This is a genomic window from Membranihabitans marinus (assembly GCF_021729155.1).
GTDB lineage: Bacteria > Bacteroidota > Bacteroidia > Chitinophagales > Saprospiraceae > Membranihabitans > Membranihabitans marinus.
Genome location: NZ_JAJQYA010000027.1, coordinates 1 through 16,473, shown reverse-complemented (window position 1 = coordinate 16,473; position 16,473 = coordinate 1). Strand labels below are relative to the sequence as shown.

The 16,473-nt window shown below is 37.7% G+C and carries 16 protein-coding genes, 3 tRNA genes and 1 rRNA gene; 6 read left to right on the top strand and 14 right to left on the bottom strand.

The features are described 5' to 3' along the window. Positions 1-3: 3 nt before the first annotated feature. A complete protein-coding gene (locus LVD51_RS14790) occupies positions 4-2,490 on the bottom strand; it encodes a PIG-L family deacetylase (protein WP_236972170.1) in 2,487 nt (828 codons plus the stop codon). 234 nt (positions 2,491-2,724) lie between these two features. On the opposite strand from LVD51_RS14790, the gene LVD51_RS14785 reads away from it, so the two are divergent. Then, the gene (locus tag LVD51_RS14785; RefSeq protein ID WP_236972169.1) at positions 2,725-4,023 is read left to right on the top strand and encodes an aspartate kinase; all 1,299 of its coding nucleotides are present in this window, start codon (positions 2,725-2,727) and stop codon (positions 4,021-4,023) included. Positions 4,024-4,060: 37 nt separating this feature from the next. Here LVD51_RS14785 and LVD51_RS14780 read toward each other — a convergent pair whose 3' ends face one another. Together LVD51_RS14780 and LVD51_RS14775 are read right to left on the bottom strand one after the other, a co-directional pair. Continuing rightward, the gene (locus LVD51_RS14780; protein WP_236972168.1) at positions 4,061-4,471 is read right to left on the bottom strand and encodes a methionine-R-sulfoxide reductase; all 411 of its coding nucleotides are present in this window, start codon (positions 4,469-4,471) and stop codon (positions 4,061-4,063) included. 4 nt (positions 4,472-4,475) lie between these two features. After that, positions 4,476-4,685 carry a putative signal transducing protein gene (locus LVD51_RS14775; protein WP_236972167.1) on the bottom strand — a complete coding sequence of 70 codons (210 nt, stop codon included), beginning with the start codon at positions 4,683-4,685 and terminating at the stop codon, positions 4,476-4,478. A gap of 167 nt (positions 4,686-4,852) precedes the next feature. On the opposite strand from LVD51_RS14775, the gene LVD51_RS14770 reads away from it, so the two are divergent. Beyond that, positions 4,853-6,436, top strand: coding sequence for an FMN-binding glutamate synthase family protein (locus LVD51_RS14770; protein ID WP_236972166.1), 1,584 nt, complete (start codon positions 4,853-4,855; stop codon positions 6,434-6,436). Between the two features lie 123 nt (positions 6,437-6,559). Here the strand turns inward: LVD51_RS14770 and LVD51_RS14765 are convergent, their stop codons facing one another. The 8 genes from LVD51_RS14765 to LVD51_RS14730 form a co-directional block, all read right to left on the bottom strand. Continuing rightward, positions 6,560-6,889, bottom strand: coding sequence for a YegP family protein (locus tag LVD51_RS14765; protein ID WP_236972165.1), 330 nt, complete (start codon positions 6,887-6,889; stop codon positions 6,560-6,562). Between the two features lie 12 nt (positions 6,890-6,901). After that, positions 6,902-7,582, bottom strand: coding sequence for a (d)CMP kinase (cmk, locus tag LVD51_RS14760; protein WP_236972164.1), 681 nt, complete (start codon positions 7,580-7,582; stop codon positions 6,902-6,904). Positions 7,583-7,667: 85 nt separating this feature from the next. Continuing rightward, positions 7,668-7,889 carry a DUF2795 domain-containing protein gene (locus LVD51_RS14755; protein WP_236972163.1) on the bottom strand — a complete coding sequence of 74 codons (222 nt, stop codon included), beginning with the start codon at positions 7,887-7,889 and terminating at the stop codon, positions 7,668-7,670. Positions 7,890-7,974: 85 nt separating this feature from the next. Further along, complete coding sequence (gene queA, locus LVD51_RS14750; RefSeq protein WP_236972162.1) at positions 7,975-9,039, bottom strand: tRNA preQ1(34) S-adenosylmethionine ribosyltransferase-isomerase QueA; 1,065 nt, start codon at positions 9,037-9,039, stop codon at positions 7,975-7,977. 95 nt (positions 9,040-9,134) lie between these two features. Continuing rightward, entirely contained in the window at positions 9,135-9,479 is a 345-nt protein-coding gene (rplT, locus tag LVD51_RS14745; protein ID WP_236972161.1) for a 50S ribosomal protein L20, read from the bottom strand. Positions 9,480-9,560: 81 nt separating this feature from the next. Next, complete coding sequence (rpmI, locus tag LVD51_RS14740; RefSeq protein WP_236972160.1) at positions 9,561-9,758, bottom strand: 50S ribosomal protein L35; 198 nt, start codon at positions 9,756-9,758, stop codon at positions 9,561-9,563. An 80-nt stretch (positions 9,759-9,838) separates the two neighbouring features. Beyond that, entirely contained in the window at positions 9,839-10,432 is a 594-nt protein-coding gene (infC, locus tag LVD51_RS14735; RefSeq protein ID WP_236972159.1) for a translation initiation factor IF-3, read from the bottom strand. A 109-nt stretch (positions 10,433-10,541) separates the two neighbouring features. Continuing rightward, positions 10,542-13,067, bottom strand: a complete 2,526-nt coding sequence (locus LVD51_RS14730) for an ATP-dependent Clp protease ATP-binding subunit (RefSeq protein ID WP_236972158.1) — start codon at positions 13,065-13,067, stop codon at positions 10,542-10,544. A 263-nt stretch (positions 13,068-13,330) separates the two neighbouring features. Here LVD51_RS14730 and LVD51_RS14725 point away from each other — a divergent pair, with 263 nt between their 5' ends. The 4 genes from LVD51_RS14725 to rpsU all read left to right on the top strand — a co-directional run bounded on the left by LVD51_RS14725 (position 13,331) and on the right by rpsU (position 15,083). Then, the gene (locus LVD51_RS14725; RefSeq protein ID WP_236972157.1) at positions 13,331-13,708 is read left to right on the top strand and encodes an STAS domain-containing protein; all 378 of its coding nucleotides are present in this window, start codon (positions 13,331-13,333) and stop codon (positions 13,706-13,708) included. Further along, entirely contained in the window at positions 13,705-14,646 is a 942-nt protein-coding gene (locus LVD51_RS14720; protein ID WP_236972156.1) for a ribonuclease Z, read from the top strand. The genes LVD51_RS14725 and LVD51_RS14720 overlap by 4 nt, the downstream gene beginning before the upstream one ends. A 136-nt stretch (positions 14,647-14,782) precedes the next feature. Then, positions 14,783-14,855: transfer RNA gene (locus LVD51_RS14715), tRNA-Lys, on the top strand. A gap of 36 nt (positions 14,856-14,891) precedes the next feature. Next, positions 14,892-15,083 carry a 30S ribosomal protein S21 gene (gene rpsU, locus LVD51_RS14710; RefSeq protein WP_236972155.1) on the top strand — a complete coding sequence of 64 codons (192 nt, stop codon included), beginning with the start codon at positions 14,892-14,894 and terminating at the stop codon, positions 15,081-15,083. A gap of 934 nt (positions 15,084-16,017) precedes the next feature. Here rpsU and LVD51_RS14705 read toward each other — a convergent pair. From LVD51_RS14705 to LVD51_RS14695, 3 genes are all read right to left on the bottom strand, one after another. Further along, positions 16,018-16,091 (bottom strand) — tRNA-Ala (locus LVD51_RS14705). A 19-nt stretch (positions 16,092-16,110) separates the two neighbouring features. After that, positions 16,111-16,184: transfer RNA gene (locus tag LVD51_RS14700), tRNA-Ile, on the bottom strand. Between the two features lie 219 nt (positions 16,185-16,403). After that, positions 16,404-16,473 (bottom strand): 16S ribosomal RNA (locus tag LVD51_RS14695); the annotation flags it as partial.

Sequence of the window (16,473 nt, the reverse complement as noted above, 5' to 3'; positions counted from 1 at the left end):
TTTTTAGTTGTTGGTTTGTAAGGACAATAGATTGATAAATAACTTGTAGGCACCTGTAACCCCGGCTGGCAATTCTCTAAACCAGCTCAATCCCGTATAGATGTAATTACCGTGACCATAGGGAGCGATAAGTATACCGCCCTCTAAAAACTCTTCTCCGGGATCTTGAAACGATACTATGGTTTTGTATTCTGCTGCCCATTGATTGGGGAAATAAAGCCCTCTTTCCTGTACCCAACCTTCAAAATCTTTGGAAGTGATTTGATTCGGGGTGTTTAATGCCGGATGATTGGTATTGATTAAGCGAACTGGAGAGTTTTCGTTGGTTACTCTGTCTCGTGATAGTTGGAGAGAATAGGGGGCAAAATCCTTGATTTTTAATCCTCTATTGGTATTGTACTGAACAATTAAATTGCCTCCATCTTGAGTATATTGGAGAAGATAAGGCATAATGCCCTCTATTTCATCAATGGTATTCAATGCTCTGATGCCCAAAACTATGGCATCGTAGGAATTTAGATCCATGTTTGAAATTTCTGTAATTATTAATTCATCGCATTGAATTCCAATGGCTCTAAGGAATTCTGGGATTTTATCTCCTGCTCCTTGGATGTAAGCAATTTTGTCGACTTCGTGTGTGATTTTTAATTTAACCAATGTAGAACTAGCCTTGGTTAAAATGGTTTGTTCTGGAATATGGTCGTATTGGATAGTGGTTAATTGTTGATCGTATATTTGACCATCTACACCCAAAATCTCAGCTGATATTTCATGACGGCCTTCTTCGATTAAAGGTTTTATTTCAAAACTGTATCTGGTTTTACCAGGCTGCAATAAATAATAACCAGGTTTGCTTTCAAATCCATTGCCCAAGTTCAATTTCAAAGTGTCGGCATTGACTTCCCCATTTTGCATTGAAAGATCTACATTGAGAATTTGGCTGCTTTCATCTTTAAAGAATAAAATGGGTTGATCTATCTTTAAGGTGTATTTCGGCACGATTTCTAGGGGTTTATAAACTTCTCCTCTTTCTGGTAATCCTGTCTTATATACCACATCCTTCTCTACGACGAAATCCACTGACATAATTTTTAAGTGAAATTTAGTTCGCAAGTATCTCGGGGTTTCCGGTTTCCCAATCAGGGTTTTATTCGCCACAGAATACATGCCAATCGTACTTTTGTCATTGAGCCAATAAGGACTTGTATAACCAGCATTAGAGGGAATAATAGTTTGGATCTTATGTAAAATTTTTTGATTGTTCTCCAGGTCTTCGTTGATTTCAACCTTGGTTCCTGTCGGAAGTATTTCTATCTCATCTATGGAAGCCTTAATATTAGATCGATTAATGACCTCCATATCCAATGTAGTGTTTTGACCGCGAACCAAGGTATGATCATTGGATCTGATTTCTAAAAATAACCCCATACAAGATTCGATAATATCTTGGCACTCGGTTATTTTTTGATTCTTGTAACTCGATTCTGGTAATTGTTGAATGGATTGATAGAGGGTCAATAGGGCGGGTACTGAAGCACTAGGGGATTTGAAATCATAATTTTCCAAAATAGATTGCCATTGGTCATTGATGGCTTTGCCGCCGGGAATTCTCTCCCAAGTGGTATTTATCCCATCAAATGCATCTGGATTTTTGGGACGGTCTCCTTTGATAAATTCTAGGTATTCCATAGAGCTACCTCTTTCACCGATGCGTCCAAATCCTTGACAGCGGTGTTGGCTTCGAGAGCGGGCTGAAATTTCGTTATTGGATTGTCCCATTAAGGGGTAGTATTCTCCAACATTGATACCTACTAAATTTTCTTTATTGGCTTGTTCAAATTTTTCTTGACTGCCATAAAACCACCATGAAGTATTGAAAAACAAACGACTGGGTTGCCAGACATCGACATATTTTAATTGTTCGGGAAATACTGAGGGATCACCTGCCATTTCAAAGGCTTCAAAACTCAACATTGCTGATCCAGTGTGATGACCATGAGTGGTTCCAGGTGTGCGGTGATCAAAGCGGTTGACAATAATATCTGGTTTTAGCATTCGAATGGTCCAAATAATGTCATACATGACAGAATCTTTATTCCACAATTCAAAAGTTTCGTCAGGACTTTTTGAATAACCAAAATCATTGGCTCTTGAAAATCTCTGAAATCCTCCATCTACACTCCTGGCGGCAAGGAGCTCTTGAGTTCTAATGACTCCCAATTGTTCTCTCAACTCGGGCCCTATTAAGTTTTGGCCTCCATCTCCTCTGGTCAATGACAGATAGGTGGTATGGTAATTTTTGGCATTGTTGAAATACGATATCAAGTTGGTGTTTTCGTCGTCTGGATGCGCTGCGATATAGAGTACTGAGCCGAGGTTACCAAGTTTTTCAAGTTTCGAATAGATTTCCGCGGCAGAAGCGACTTTATTTTGAGCAGATGAAACACTGACCAGAAAGGTCATTAGGATAAGGGGGATGATATACTTCATTCTATACAATTGATTCTTCGAATTAGGGGTATAAATTATTAAAAAGATAAGAGATTTTTCCTATGTGATTAAGCAATAACAAAACATTATTAATAAAACACAACAAAGGCTATTTTAGTATATATGGGTTATTTTTCTCAAATATCTTATATCTATAATAACATTTTTGGTTTTTAAAAACATAAATACGATAATATTTTATATTTGCAGCCAAATTAAGATGTAGTATATATAATGGAAAACTGTGTAGTTTATAAATTTGGTGGTGCTTCGGTAAAAAATGCTTCTGCCATTCAAAATGTCGGTCGTATAATATCCAATTGTCCTGATGGCAAATTGATCGTTGTGGTTTCTGCCATGGGTAAAACTACAAATGCATTGGAAGAAGTGGTTGCGACTGCATTTAAAAATCCTACTGAAGCCGTAGCTTCTCTTCAAACCATAAAAGCATCTCACTTGGAGATCGCTACAGAGTTGGATTTGAATATTGACTTGTCCAGTCTATTTGAAGAAGGAGAAAAAAATATACTCGCTATCCGAGATGAAGAATTAGAATACGACTTTATATACGATCAAATTGTAAGTTTGGGGGAATTGGCTTCTACCAAAATTGTCAATGCCTATTTGGCTCAATCTCTTTCCCTAGAAGTGGATTGGTTGGATGCTAGAAGAGTAGTCAAAACCGATAATACGTATCGAGAAGGGAGGATTAATTGGAATGAAACTTCTTGGTTGTTTCAAAAAACAGTTCAGCCTTTATTTAAAAGTTACAACGTATTGGTAACTCAGGGATTTATTGGTGCCGATGACAACAATCACACCGTAACTTTGGGGCGAGAAGGGTCGGATTATTCGGCTGCCATATTCTCATATTGTTTGGATGCTTCATATATGGCTATATGGAAGGATGTTCCAGGTATATTGACGGCTGATCCTCGATTGTTTGAGAATGTTTCCCTAATCGATAAATTGTCCTACTTGGAGGCTATTGAGATGACTTACTACGGAGCGAAGGTCATTCATCCCAAAACGATAAAACCTCTGCAAAACAAGAATATTCCCCTCTATGTCAAGTCATTTGAAAATCCTAGTTCGGCAGGTACTGTCATTGCCGGTGAATTGGATTTGAGGTATCCACCTGTAGTGGTGGTAGAGAAAGATCAGAGGTTGCTCTATATCAGGACTAAAGATCTATCATTTGTCGCTGAGCATCACTTAAGTCGATTATTTAATTTGTTTGCCAAGCACAGGATTAAGGTGAATCTTATGCGAAATACTGCTATTTCGTTTACCGTCTGTGTGACGGATAGACCGGATCGCATAGCCAATCTTCTGGCAGAAATAGATGGTGATTTCACTATAGAGGATGAAAAAAATCTCGAGTTAATCACTATTAGACACTACCAACAACCCGTAGTAGACGCTCTTAAAAAAGGTAAGATTGTACTTTTTGAAGAGCGCATACCCAAAACCGTCCAGTTGGTATTGAAATCTATGCCGCTATTGAAGCGAAAAGATGTGGAATACAATTAAATAATTACCGGCAAAATCCACTAAATACCTCAATGGCTTATCCTTTAATTAGTTTGGTAGGATCTAATTGATTTTCTTGATAATCTTCCTTAGCAATAAAGACTAAGGATAGGGAATTGACGCAATGTCTAAGATTTTTGGGCGTGAGAAATTCACCTTTGAATACATGTCCTAGGTGAGCCTGACAATTACTGCATACTATTTCTGTCCGTCTTCCATCGGCATCGGTGTGTCGATCGACAGCATTTTCAATCTCGTCATCAAAACTGGGCCATCCGCAGTGAGATTCAAACTTCTGAGCAGAGGTGTATAGAGGTTGATGACAGTTTTTACAGAGATACAAGCCTTCGGCCTTATTGTTTAACAATGCTCCTGTAAACGGTCTTTCTGTGCCTTTATCAAACAGAACCCTTTCTTCATCACGGTTTAAATTATTATTTATCTTCATCGAATTACTCATTGGTATCTTGAACAATTACTGCGTCTATCAATTCTTTGGCCTTGGTCAGATTGTTTTCTAAGACATAAACCTCAATATATCCAAAGGTGTTGTAGACACTATCTCGTTTATCCATCAGGACGTTTTCAATTTCGTGGTTGTCTAATTCATTTTTAATTATATTAGCCACGACTCTGTCTTCGGTTGAAAAAACTAATTTCATGATAATTCTTTTTTCTTGGTTTTTGAAGTGGTTTCGGACATTGTGCAAAAACACATTGCAATCATACAACAATAATATAAGCCGGAATGTTTACAATTGGTTTTATTTATGGGGTTTTGATCTAGGATGATAGTATTTTTATATGATATTTAAATAGAAACATTAATATGCGAAACGAATTTATATTTTTCTCTATTGTGTCGACAGCCATAGTATTTGGTATTCACTACTATGTTTGGCCGGGTTTTATCTGGTTTTATATCGTGTTGATTCCTATTGTATTATTGGGGTATTACGATATGTTACAATCCAAGCATGCTATCATGAGAAATTATCCCATTCTAGGTCGAGGTCGATATATATTCGAAGAATTAAGACCGAAGATATATCAATATTTTATCGAATCAGAAACCAATGGCATGCCAGTTCCTAGGATGTATCGATCTATTGTATATCAAAGGGCAAAGCAAGAAAGTGCCACCACTCCATTTGGAAGTCAGTTGGATTTTTACGAGGAAGGGTATGAATGGCTTAATCACAGTATTGGGGCATTAAACCCCGCCAGTCTCGATTCACATCCCAGGGTAGTGATAGGAGGGAAGTTTTGTAGCCAGCCTTATGAGGCCAGTGTATTCAATATCTCGGCCATGAGCTTTGGTTCTCTAAGTAAAAATGCCGTATTGGCTCTAAATGCTGGAGCTAAAATGGGAGGTTTTGCCCACAATACAGGAGAAGGAGGGATTAGCCCTTATCACAAGGATCCCGGTGGGGATTTGGTATATCAAGTCGGCACTGGGTATTTTGGTTGTAGAGATCACGAAGGAAGATTTGACCCTGATTTATTTCGAGTGACAGCTGGTATTGAATCGGTTAAGATGATAGAAATAAAGCTTTCTCAGGGGGCTAAACCTGGTCATGGGGGAATATTGCCTGCCAAGAAAAATACTGCCGAAATTGCGGCTATACGAAATGTCGTACAAGGTACTGAAGTGTTGTCACCACCCTATCACACCGCTTTTGATTCACCCATGGGATTGCTAGAATTCGTTCAACAGTTGCGACAGCTGTCTGGAGGTAAACCCATAGGTTTTAAACTTTGTGTCGGTAGGCCTGATGAATTTATTGCTATATGTAAGGCCATGGTCGAAAGAAAAGTCCTTCCGGATTTTATTACTGTAGATGGAGGTGAAGGGGGGACCGGTGCAGCTCCTTTGGAGTTTTCCAACAGTGTAGGTATGCCTTTTAAAGAGGGATTGGTATTTGTGGATGATATGTTGCGTGGATTTGGATTGAGGGATGAAATAAAAATAGTGACCAGCGGGAAGATATTTACTTCTTTTCATTTGTTTAGAGCCATGGCGCTCGGTGCCGATATTTGTTATAGTGCAAGGGGGATGATGCTGGCTCTAGGCTGTATTCAAGCCTTGGAGTGCAATACGAATCGATGCCCTACCGGAGTGGCCACACAAGATGCAGAGTTAGTAGCGGGGTTAAAAGTGGGAGATAAATCACATCGTATTGCTAATTTTCATAAAAACACCATTCACAATTTCGTGGAATTAATGGCAGCAGCGGGTAAACGCAACATTTTGGATATAGAACGAAAGGATGTATTCCGTCGCATAAGTCAATCGGAAGTTCGATCGTTTGAGGATTTATATCCCACCGTCAGCCACGGTAGTTTTGAACAAGGAGGTATTCCCCTTCAATGGAAGTCTGCTTTTAATCAGAGTTCACCCTATCAATTCTAAATTCATATGATATAAAAAGGGTCTGCTTATGGGCAGACCCTTTGTTTTGCGTTATTCATTCGACGCTTTTCGCTGGTAGGATGTCAACATGAATGTTGATCGAGTACATAAATTATATGATGTTTATTTTTCTACCTCTACAATAGGGGCATCCTTAGAGAGTCGAGCCACAGATTTAATGCCATTTTCCATTGATTGTTTAGAGGCATACATTTGGCTGGTTCCAATAATTTGTTTGTTTTTGGCTAAAAGATTGAAAAAGTCTTTACCATTTTTGGCTATTTTTTTGTCAAATTGAGCTTCATCTTGTCCATTTGCTCTTACGGACTCAATACCATTTTTACACGATGCTTTGGATGCGTATCCTTGGCTCTTGAGTACAGTTTGACCATTTTCAGCAGCTAATTTAAAATAGTGCTTTCCATCTTTACCTTCGAAAATTTCAAATTTCATAATATGATTTATTTAATGAATAATTCTACAATTACACAACGCCAAAACCATGGCTAATTGTTCCTTTCTACTGAGGTGGGAGTTGTCAAACAATATGGCATCTTCAGCCTGTTTGAGAGGCCCATCTTTTCGAGTTGAATCTATTTTATCCCTTTCGGCCAGATTAGTTTTTATAAAATCATAGTCGTAGGGTAGTTCTTTACTTTTGTTTTCTTCCATTCTACGCTGAATCCTGATTTCTTGATTAGCGGTAACAAAAAGTTTAACGACGGCTTTCGGGAAAACCACCGTACCTATATCTCTACCGTCCATTACTACATTGTTGGTCTTGCCATAGGCTTGTTGCAGTTTGACTAATTTTCTTCTTATCATGGGAATTGCAGCGACTTGGCTTACGATTTCATTGATTTCATTGAGTCTAATCTGAAGGGTTACATCCTCTTCATTCAACAATATAAGGGCTGAAGATGGATCTTCTTTATCGTGTTGAAATCTAATATTGACACTGTTCAATAGATCAGCTAATCGATCGTCATTGAGATCTATATTATTTTGAATGATATAATATGACATTGCGCGATACATGGCACCAGAGTCAATATATAAATATTTTAGTCTTTTAGCCAATTCCCTTGCAAGAGTACTTTTACCACAGGCTGCATAACCGTCTATACTAATTTGGTTGTAGAGCATTTAAATCTTACATTTTATAGCTTAAAAGTAATAAAAAAAGCCGTTTTGTAATCAAAACGGCTTTTAGAAATCATTATTATTATTTTTAATATTCATCCTCATTGAAAAGAAAATCATCTTTTCGAGGATAATCAGGCCATATATCTTCTATGGATTCATAAATTTCCCCTTCATCTTCCATTTCTTGTAAATTTTCAATTACTTCTAAGGGTGCGCCCGATCGGATAGCATAATCGATCAACTCATCTCTGGTTGCTGGCCATGGAGCATCTTCTAAGTGATAGGCTAATTCTAAGGTCCAATACATCTATTTATTTTTATCGTTGAATGAAATACTTTCAATTAAGTATATCAAAAATGTAACCAAATAGTTCCAAAAAGGAATAAAATAATTATAAAATTAGCATTGCATCACCGTAACTGAAAAATCGATACTCTTCTTTTACAGCTTCTTCATATGCTTCCATGATTAAATCATAACCTCCAAAAGCGGCTATCATTATCATAAGACTGGTCTTGGGCAGGTGAAGATTGGTGACCATTGCATTGGCAATATTAAAGTCATAAGGAGGATATACAAACAAGTTTGTCCAACCTTGGGCCGCTTTTAAGTATGAATCCGCAGATACAGCAGATTCAATTGCACGCATAGAAGTGGTACCGATGGCGCAAATCTTTCGTTTGTTTGATTTCGCTGAATTTACAGTTTTGGCAGCGGTTTCCGGTATGTAGAAATACTCAGCATCCATTTTATGCTTCGATAAGTCTTCTACATCGATATCTCTAAATGTACCCAAACCAATATGAAGGGTTACTTCTGCGGATTGAATGCCTTTGATATCGATTTGTTTCATCAATCGCTCACTGAAGTGCAATCCTGCAGTAGGTGCGGCTACAGCTCCTACTTCTTTGGCGAATACGGTTTGGTATCTTTCCATGTCGCTGGGCTCTACTTCTCGATTGATATATTTGGGAAGAGGAGTATTTCCTAAACTATATAAGATTTCTCTAAATTCTTCATCAGAGTCTTCAAAATAGAATCGAATGGTTCTACCTCTACTCGTTGTATTGTCCACAACTTCTGCAACCAATTTTTCGTTGCCTTGGTCGTCGTTAAAATACAATTTATTACCCACTCTAATCTTACGTGCTGGATCTACCAGTACATCCCAGAGTTTAGCTTCCTTGTTTAGTTCTCTTAAAAGGAAAACCTCAATCTTAGCCCCAGTTTTTTCTTTTCTACCATACATCCTAGCTGGGAATACCTTGGTGTTGTTGAAGATAAAACAATCATCTTCTTGAAAATAGTCCAATAAATCTTTAAATAATTTATGTTCTATTTTCCCAGTTTGTCGATTGACAACCATCAGTCTAGATTCGTCTCTCTCTGGCGCGGGATATTTGGCGATTAATTTTTTCGGTAGGTTGTAATTGAATTGTGATAATTTGGCTTTCATTTTAGTATGAATATTTAGTAGTACGTTTAAACTACAAAAGTGTCAAATCATAGATCATGATGTGACACCTTTGTATATGCTCTTTACAGAAAAGATTATTTTACTTTAGCAACGATGGCACTAAATGTTTCAGGCTCATTCATGGCCAAATCAGCCAAAACTTTTCTATTCAATTGAATGTCTTCTTTTTTAAGGGCGTGGATGAATTTGCTGTAGCTCATTCCTTCCAATCTGGTAGCTGCATTGATACGAGCTATCCAAAGTTTTCTAAAGTTACGCTTTTTGTTTCTTCTATCCCGATAAGCGTATTGCAATCCTTTTTCAACGGCATTCTTAGCTACTGTGTATACTTTCGAACGCGCACCAAAATAACCTTTGGCTTGACGTAATATCTTTTTTCTTCTTTTACGGGATGCTACTGAGTTTACTGACCTTGGCATTTTTTTCTCTATTTAACCGAATAAGGGGTAGTGGGTATTTAACCACCTCACTACTTAACCACTTTTCAGCGAATGATTAAATTATTTTAAACAAAGCATGTGCTTCACTCTCGATTCGTCTGCAGTGCTGACCACAGAAGATCCTCGCAAGTTTCTTTTTGCTTTTGTTGTTTTCTTTCTCATCAAGTGAGAAGTACGAGCTTGGAAACGTTTAACTTTTCCTGAACCCGTAACTTTAAATCTTTTTTTTGCACTAGAGTGCGTCTTTACCTTTGGCATGACTTCAATTTTAAATGTCTATTTCTAGGAAATGGAGTGCAAAAATATAAAAAAAAGATGGTTATTTTATATTTTTTTAGTTATTTTTTCTTTTTCTTAGGAGAGACGATGACAGTCATCCTTTTTCCTTCCAGCTTGGGTAGGTTTTCAGCGACACCAAATTCTTCCAATTCTTTTAAGAATCTCAATAACAATAATTCACCTCTATCTTTGAATACAATGCTTCGGCCACGGAAGTGAACATATGCCTTTACTTTGGCACCTTCTTCCAAAAATCCTCTCGCGTGTTTGAGTTTGAAATCGAAATCGTGATCGTCGGTATTCGGACTGAACCGAATCTCCTTAATTACCGTTTTGGCGGCTTTGTTTTTGATCTCTTTCTCTTTCTTCTTCTTATTGTATAAGAACTTGTTGTAATCGATAATTTTAACAACAGGGGGTTTGGCTTTTGGTGCAATTTCGACCAAATCTAATTCCAGCTCTCGTGCCCAGTCGCGTAAAATATGGGTCCGATATACTTCGGATTCTACTTGCTGTCCCACAATATTGCTTATTTCTTTAAGGTTGTCTCCGACTAACCTTACTTCAGGTACTTTAATATGCTCGTTGATTCGATGCTCTGCCGTAGTGGTCTTAGGTCTAATATTTCTTCCTGAATAATTTCTTTTTGCCAAATTAAATTAATTTAATGAATAAATGGAGGTCAAATGTAATCATCTTATTGATAATATGTATAATAAAAAGCTGTCTATTATGCAAATAGACAGCTTTTTTTATAAAATTTTAAGATTTTACATCAGTCTTGAGTTGGACAGACAGTGTTTCATTATCTTCTACCTTGTCGTCGTAGTCCATTTCAAATACTGCTCCTTCTTCGGGATTCTCGTTGAGAATAAACTCCGCTAATGGATCTTCTATGTACTTTTGAATAGCTCGCTGCAATGGTCTTGCTCCAAACTGTGGATCGAATCCCTTGTTGGCAACAAATTCCTTGGCTTTGCTGGTCAATTCAATAGAATATTTCATTTGGTTAAGTCGCTTGTACAAATCGTTGAGGGTGATGTCAATGATTTTAAAGATATGCTCTTTTTCTAGCGAATTAAAGATGACCAAATCGTCGATTCTATTCAAAAACTCCGGAGAGAAGGTTCGCTTAAGTGCGTTTTGAATAACACTCTTACTGTGATCCTTGCTGCTCTCTACTCTCGATTGAGTAGCAAATCCTACTCCCATACCAAAATCCTTCAATTGTCGCACCCCTATATTAGAGGTCATGATGATCAAAGTATTTTTGAAATCGATTTTGCGACCCAAGCCATCGGTTAATTGTCCATCATCCAATACCTGTAACAATATATTGTATACATCGGGATGAGCTTTCTCTATTTCGTCGAGCAAAATTACAGAATATGGTTTTCTGCGTACCTTTTCAGTCAATTGTCCACCTTCTTCATAACCTACATATCCTGGAGGCGCTCCAATAAGTCGACTGATACTAAATTTTTCCATGTATTCACTCATGTCGATCCGTATTAGGGAATCTTCAGTGTCAAACATGTATCTCGCCAATGCTTTGGCCAACTCCGTTTTTCCTACTCCCGTAGGACCTAGGAAAATAAATGTTCCTATTGGCTTAGAAGGATCTTTTAACCCCACTCTATTTCGTTGGATAGCCTTGGTTACTTTGGATATCGCATCGTCTTGACCGATAATCATTTTCTGCAAATCACCATTCATCCCTATCAACTTCTTGCTCTCGCTTTGGGCTACCTTGTGAAGGGGTATACTGGTCATCATAGACACTACTTCAGCAATGTCTTTTTCATTGACTGGGTATTTCTTGGTTTTAGACTCTTCTTCCCAGTTGTTTCTCGCATCTTCCAACTGTTTGATCATTTTGGATTCTTGATCTCTCAATTCGGCCGCATTCTCGTATTGTTGGTTTTTGACTGCTTGATTTTTTAGCTCCTTGATTTCTTCAATCTTAAGCTCCATCTCCTCAATGTGCTTGGGTACAAATATGTTTTTCAAATGTACTCTTGCACCGACTTCGTCCATTACGTCAATGGCTTTGTCCGGTAAAAAACGATCTGTGATATAGCGCTCACTTAAGTGAACACAGGCCTTAATGGCTTCTTCATCGTATTCTACATTGTGGAACTCTTCATATTTCGAAGCTATATTGTGCAAAATATGAATGGTTTCTTCTTCTGATGGTGGATCGATTAACACCTTTTGGAATCGGCGATCTAGGGCACCATCTTTTTCTATAAATTGACGGTATTCGTCCAGGGTAGAAGCCCCAATGCATTGCAATTCTCCTCTGGCCAAAGCCGGCTTGAAGATATTGGAAGCATCGAGAGAGCCGGTTGCACCACCAGCACCTACTATGGTGTGGATCTCATCAATGAAGAGGATTACATCTTTGTTTTTTTCCAATTCATTCATGATGGCCTTCATCCGCTCTTCGAATTGACCTCTGTATTTGGTACCTGCGACAAGGGCAGCCAGATCCAACATCACTATTCTCTTGTCAAAAAGTGTACGAGACACCTTCTTCTGTTGAATTCTCAATGCCAGTCCTTCGGCTATTGCCGTCTTACCAACTCCTGGTTCACCGATTAGTATCGGATTGTTTTTCTTTCGTCTACTCAATATTTGAGAGACTCGTTCTATTTCTTTTTCACGACCTATGATGGGATCGAGCTTATCTTCGTCAGCCAATTTGGTAATGTCACGTCCAAAATTGTCCAAAACTGGCGTAGTAGATTTTTGACTCGATCGCTTCTGAAACCCTCTGGCCGATCCGGATTCTTCTTCGAAAGAAGATTCATCTGATGCGGATTGAGAATAGATATCAATATCTACCTGATCTTCATTAATAAGATAATAAAGCTCGTTTTTATAAGTTTCATAGTCGATGTCAAATTGCTTCAATATTTTTGAAGCTTTGTTCTCATGGTGTTTCAATATAGAGAGAACTATTAACTCCGGAGAAATTTCTTGATTTTTGAATACCTTAGCTTCTAATACAGAAAACTTTAAGATCTTTTCTGCATGCTTGTCAAACGGAATATCGCCATCAGGCAATACTTTTGTTTGAGAATTGCTGCTGTATTTCTCAAGATAATCGGTTAGCTCTTCTAGATCTACATCGAGTGATTCGAAGACTTTTGTGGCCAGACTATCTTCGTCCCTGATGATCCCTAGCAATATGTGCTCAGTGCCCACAAACCCCTGACCGAGTTTTTTGGCTTCTTCTTTGCTCTTGCTAAGTATCTTTTTAACTTCTGGCGAAAATTTTTTCATATGCTGAAATATACGTTTATTCTAAGAAACAATAAAATTTTGTAATGGATTAAATACCTTATTATATTAACATTTTATTTTTTGTCTAGGTAAGTGTCCATTGTTTAATGTCTTTTTGCCTTAAAGAGTTATTACCAAATAAATCTACAATTTTTTCTGTGTAAAATATTGTGATTTTTATTTTCAAATGTTTTTATTTTGACGTGAGTTTTTGCAAAAAGTCATTACTTTACAGATATAGGATTATCAAAATTAATACCAATATGAAATTTAGCGTAAATAAGAGTGAATTATATACCGTTTTAAAACTCGAAGAGAAGTCTATTGATTCTTTGAATGCACCGCAATTAAAGTCTGAGCTTGTGTTCTTCCGCAATGAAGGGGTCGAAAATATCATTATTGACCTTGAAGAAGTGACTTATGTCGATTCGTCAGGGTTGAGTGCCATTTTGACCGGTTATAGACTTTGGCGGACGGCAGGCCTCTTTATATTGACAGGTACCCAGCATTCTGCAGTGCGCAGACTAATTGAAATTTCTAAATTGGATAAAATCTTGTTGTTGATCCCCACCTTGGATGAATCTATAGATTATGTAATGATGGAACAACTGGAAAAAGAATTCCTCTCAGAGGAAGAATGAGTTGGGGTATTCACATATTAGGAGCTAATTCAGCAGTACCTATTAGGCATCGGTATCCATCGGCTCAAATATTGGAATTGGGTTCCCAATCTGTATTGATTGATTGTGGAGAGGGCACACAGATTCGAATGTTGGAACAACAGGTGAAGCGATCCAAAATTTCGGTCATATGTATTAGCCATCTTCACGGTGATCATGTGTTTGGATTGCCTGGTTTACTGACTACTTACAATCTATACGGTAGACAGGAAGATCTCGTGTTAATCGGTCCCAAAGGTTTGAAGGATTTTGTCGATGTTGTTGTTCGGGCCACAGGTCATCAGTTTGTGTATCCATTGAATATTATCGAAATGGAACACGAAGGTAGTGCTGTAGTATACGAAGATCAAGGGTATTCGATTTCCGCTTTTCCCCTTCAACATAGAATTCCAACTTACGGCTATCGAATTGACGAGAAATCAACTCGTTTGTATTTGGATAAAGGGAAAGTAAAAAGTCGCGGATTGTCCCATGTTCAGATACAATCCATGATGAAGCATGGTTTTGTACACATTGATGGGGAGGATGTGCCTCTATCTTATTTTCAAAGAGATAGAGAGTTGCTCTCTTATGGTTATGTATCGGACACGAAGTATTTCGAATCGTGCGCGGATTTTGTCAAAGGAGTCGTCACTCTGTATCACGAATCGACATTTTTAAATGAGGACGAGGAACTGGCAGGGCAGAGGTATCATTCCACAGCTGGTCAAGCGGCTCAAATAGCCAGACTTGGTCAGTGCAAACATTTATTATTGGGCCATTACAGCAGTCGCTACGACAATTTGACTCCCTTCTATAATGAGGCCAGAGAGGTTTTTCAATCTGTATTCTTGGGGCTGTCTGGAAAGCGATTTACCATGTATAGCGATGGTCGGATGAAGGAGTTGTCCGAGGAGTAAATTCTTTATTAAAGTAGAATAATGTTCATTATCAATGAGTTATGTATTTTTATTGAATTTTTTTGTAAAAAAAGCGGCTCATATTTGGAATTTATATTTTAGATTGTATCTTTGCATTCGCTTTTAAGAAGTGGAGGATTCCGTAGCTCAGTTGGTAGAGCACTTGACTTTTAATCAAGGGGTCCTGGGTTCGACCCCCAGCGGAATCACAAAAATTTAATTAATTATAACAAAGAGGTAAAAGTATGCTAGTTATCGATGTAAAAGATGGCGATTCAATTGACAAAGCGCTTAAAAGATACAAAAGAAAGTATCAGCAAGTTGGTATTTTGAAGCAATTGAGAAAAAGAAAACACTTTACCAAGCCTTCTGTAGATAGAAGACATGAAGTGTTGAACGCCAAATACAAAGAAGAATATTTGAGAGATAATTCTTAATTTGTTATAATACTTTAAGATTAATGAAGGGCACTCTGTAGCAGAGCGGCCCTTTTTTTGTTTGTATATATTATGGAATATTTTTATGTGATGGTAATCCATATAATTCTCTTGACATCTCATCTATTCTTATCTTACTCGTTTCTCATCCTTTTTTGATAATATTATTACCGGTTGAATTTTGTGTTTGACCGTGTAAATCGACAGCAAACTTCATTTTTCTATCAAAATGAAAAATTGGTGTGAATTGAATGATAACATGAATGGTAATGCTTATGGATTTGTCACGCTTTTTGCCCAAATATTCATATTATATCTAGTATCATTGAATTAAAACAATGATTATCTGTCCAAGAAAGTCTATAGAGCAAAAAGTCCGCCAAATCAACATTGTTTATACTATACGGAATCTCGTCATGCCGCGGTGGGCATGACTTCTCTCGCCAGAGCCCGATTTACGGGCTCTGGTGCTTCGCACTTTGCTCGCTCACCCACTGCTATTAGACTACGTCCACTTCGACCAAGCTCAGTGGCCCGCTTTCAGGACTTATTTATAAAGATATCTGGGTATGACTGAGTATTCTATGATAGAACCTAATTAATTAAGCTGTTCATTTTACAAAAGGATTATCTCGATTGATTACGGCATAAAGACGTAGTTGCTTGGTCGCTTACGATAATCCAGATTCTTCTTACCGTCTTGTAAAGTCGTCATCTTTATTCATTCACTTCTTTTGAAGTAAATTTAAAGCCTTTTTACACCCCGATCAATACGTAGTTAATTGATGGCTTACTCTTCATTCACCTCTTTCGGAAGCCAATTTATAGTCTTTTTATACATTTATAATTGAAAAATAATCTAAAAACTACGATTGGGAATCGATGAGGTATGGACAAAAAAAAAGGTAATCAACAATTGATTACCTTTAAAAAGTGGAGGATATCGGAGTCGAACCGATGACCTCTAGAATGCAAATCTAGCGCTCTAGCCAGCTGAGCTAATCCCCCAACAAAAAAATCTTAAAAGTAGTCCCGGGCAGATTTGAACTGCCGACCTCTACATTATCAGTGTAGCGCTCTAACCAGCTGAGCTACGGGACTTTGAATAATGACATCATTCTGCCACCATAAAAAAAACAATGGTCATTTAACCATTGTATCATATAAAGAAGCTCAGTCTGTTACACACAAATAGGTTATAAAAAAGTGTCAATGGCCAAAGCCATCGAACAATCTTATAACATACATGCATAATAAAAGAAAAAAAGAAAAGGAAGAAGCTAGATTAGCTGAAAAAAATATTTTGAGTAATATACTCGAAAAAGAGGTATTCCAGCCGCACCTTCCGGTACGGCTACCTTGTTACGACTTAGCCCCAGTTACTAGTTTT

Coding starts and splice junctions, on each gene's coding strand:
- cmk (WP_236972164.1), bottom strand. CDS start 7,582: ATGCTCTACAACCAAATTAGTATAGACGGTTATGCAGCCTGTGGTAAA.
- LVD51_RS14790 (WP_236972170.1), bottom strand. CDS start 2,490: ATGAAGTATATCATCCCCCTTATCCTAATGACCTTTCTGGTCAGTGTT.
- LVD51_RS14770 (WP_236972166.1), top strand. CDS start 4,853: ATGCGAAACGAATTTATATTTTTCTCTATTGTGTCGACAGCCATAGTA.
- LVD51_RS14785 (WP_236972169.1), top strand. CDS start 2,725: ATGGAAAACTGTGTAGTTTATAAATTTGGTGGTGCTTCGGTAAAAAAT.
- LVD51_RS14765 (WP_236972165.1), bottom strand. CDS start 6,889: ATGAAATTTGAAATTTTCGAAGGTAAAGATGGAAAGCACTATTTTAAA.
- LVD51_RS14725 (WP_236972157.1), top strand. CDS start 13,331: ATGAAATTTAGCGTAAATAAGAGTGAATTATATACCGTTTTAAAACTC.
- LVD51_RS14775 (WP_236972167.1), bottom strand. CDS start 4,685: ATGAAATTAGTTTTTTCAACCGAAGACAGAGTCGTGGCTAATATAATT.
- LVD51_RS14730 (WP_236972158.1), bottom strand. CDS start 13,067: ATGAAAAAATTTTCGCCAGAAGTTAAAAAGATACTTAGCAAGAGCAAA.
- queA (WP_236972162.1), bottom strand. CDS start 9,039: ATGAAAGCCAAATTATCACAATTCAATTACAACCTACCGAAAAAATTA.
- LVD51_RS14755 (WP_236972163.1), bottom strand. CDS start 7,889: ATGTATTGGACCTTAGAATTAGCCTATCACTTAGAAGATGCTCCATGG.
- rplT (WP_236972161.1), bottom strand. CDS start 9,479: ATGCCAAGGTCAGTAAACTCAGTAGCATCCCGTAAAAGAAGAAAAAAG.
- rpsU (WP_236972155.1), top strand. CDS start 14,892: ATGCTAGTTATCGATGTAAAAGATGGCGATTCAATTGACAAAGCGCTT.
- LVD51_RS14720 (WP_236972156.1), top strand. CDS start 13,705: ATGAGTTGGGGTATTCACATATTAGGAGCTAATTCAGCAGTACCTATT.
- LVD51_RS14780 (WP_236972168.1), bottom strand. CDS start 4,471: ATGAAGATAAATAATAATTTAAACCGTGATGAAGAAAGGGTTCTGTTT.
- rpmI (WP_236972160.1), bottom strand. CDS start 9,758: ATGCCAAAGGTAAAGACGCACTCTAGTGCAAAAAAAAGATTTAAAGTT.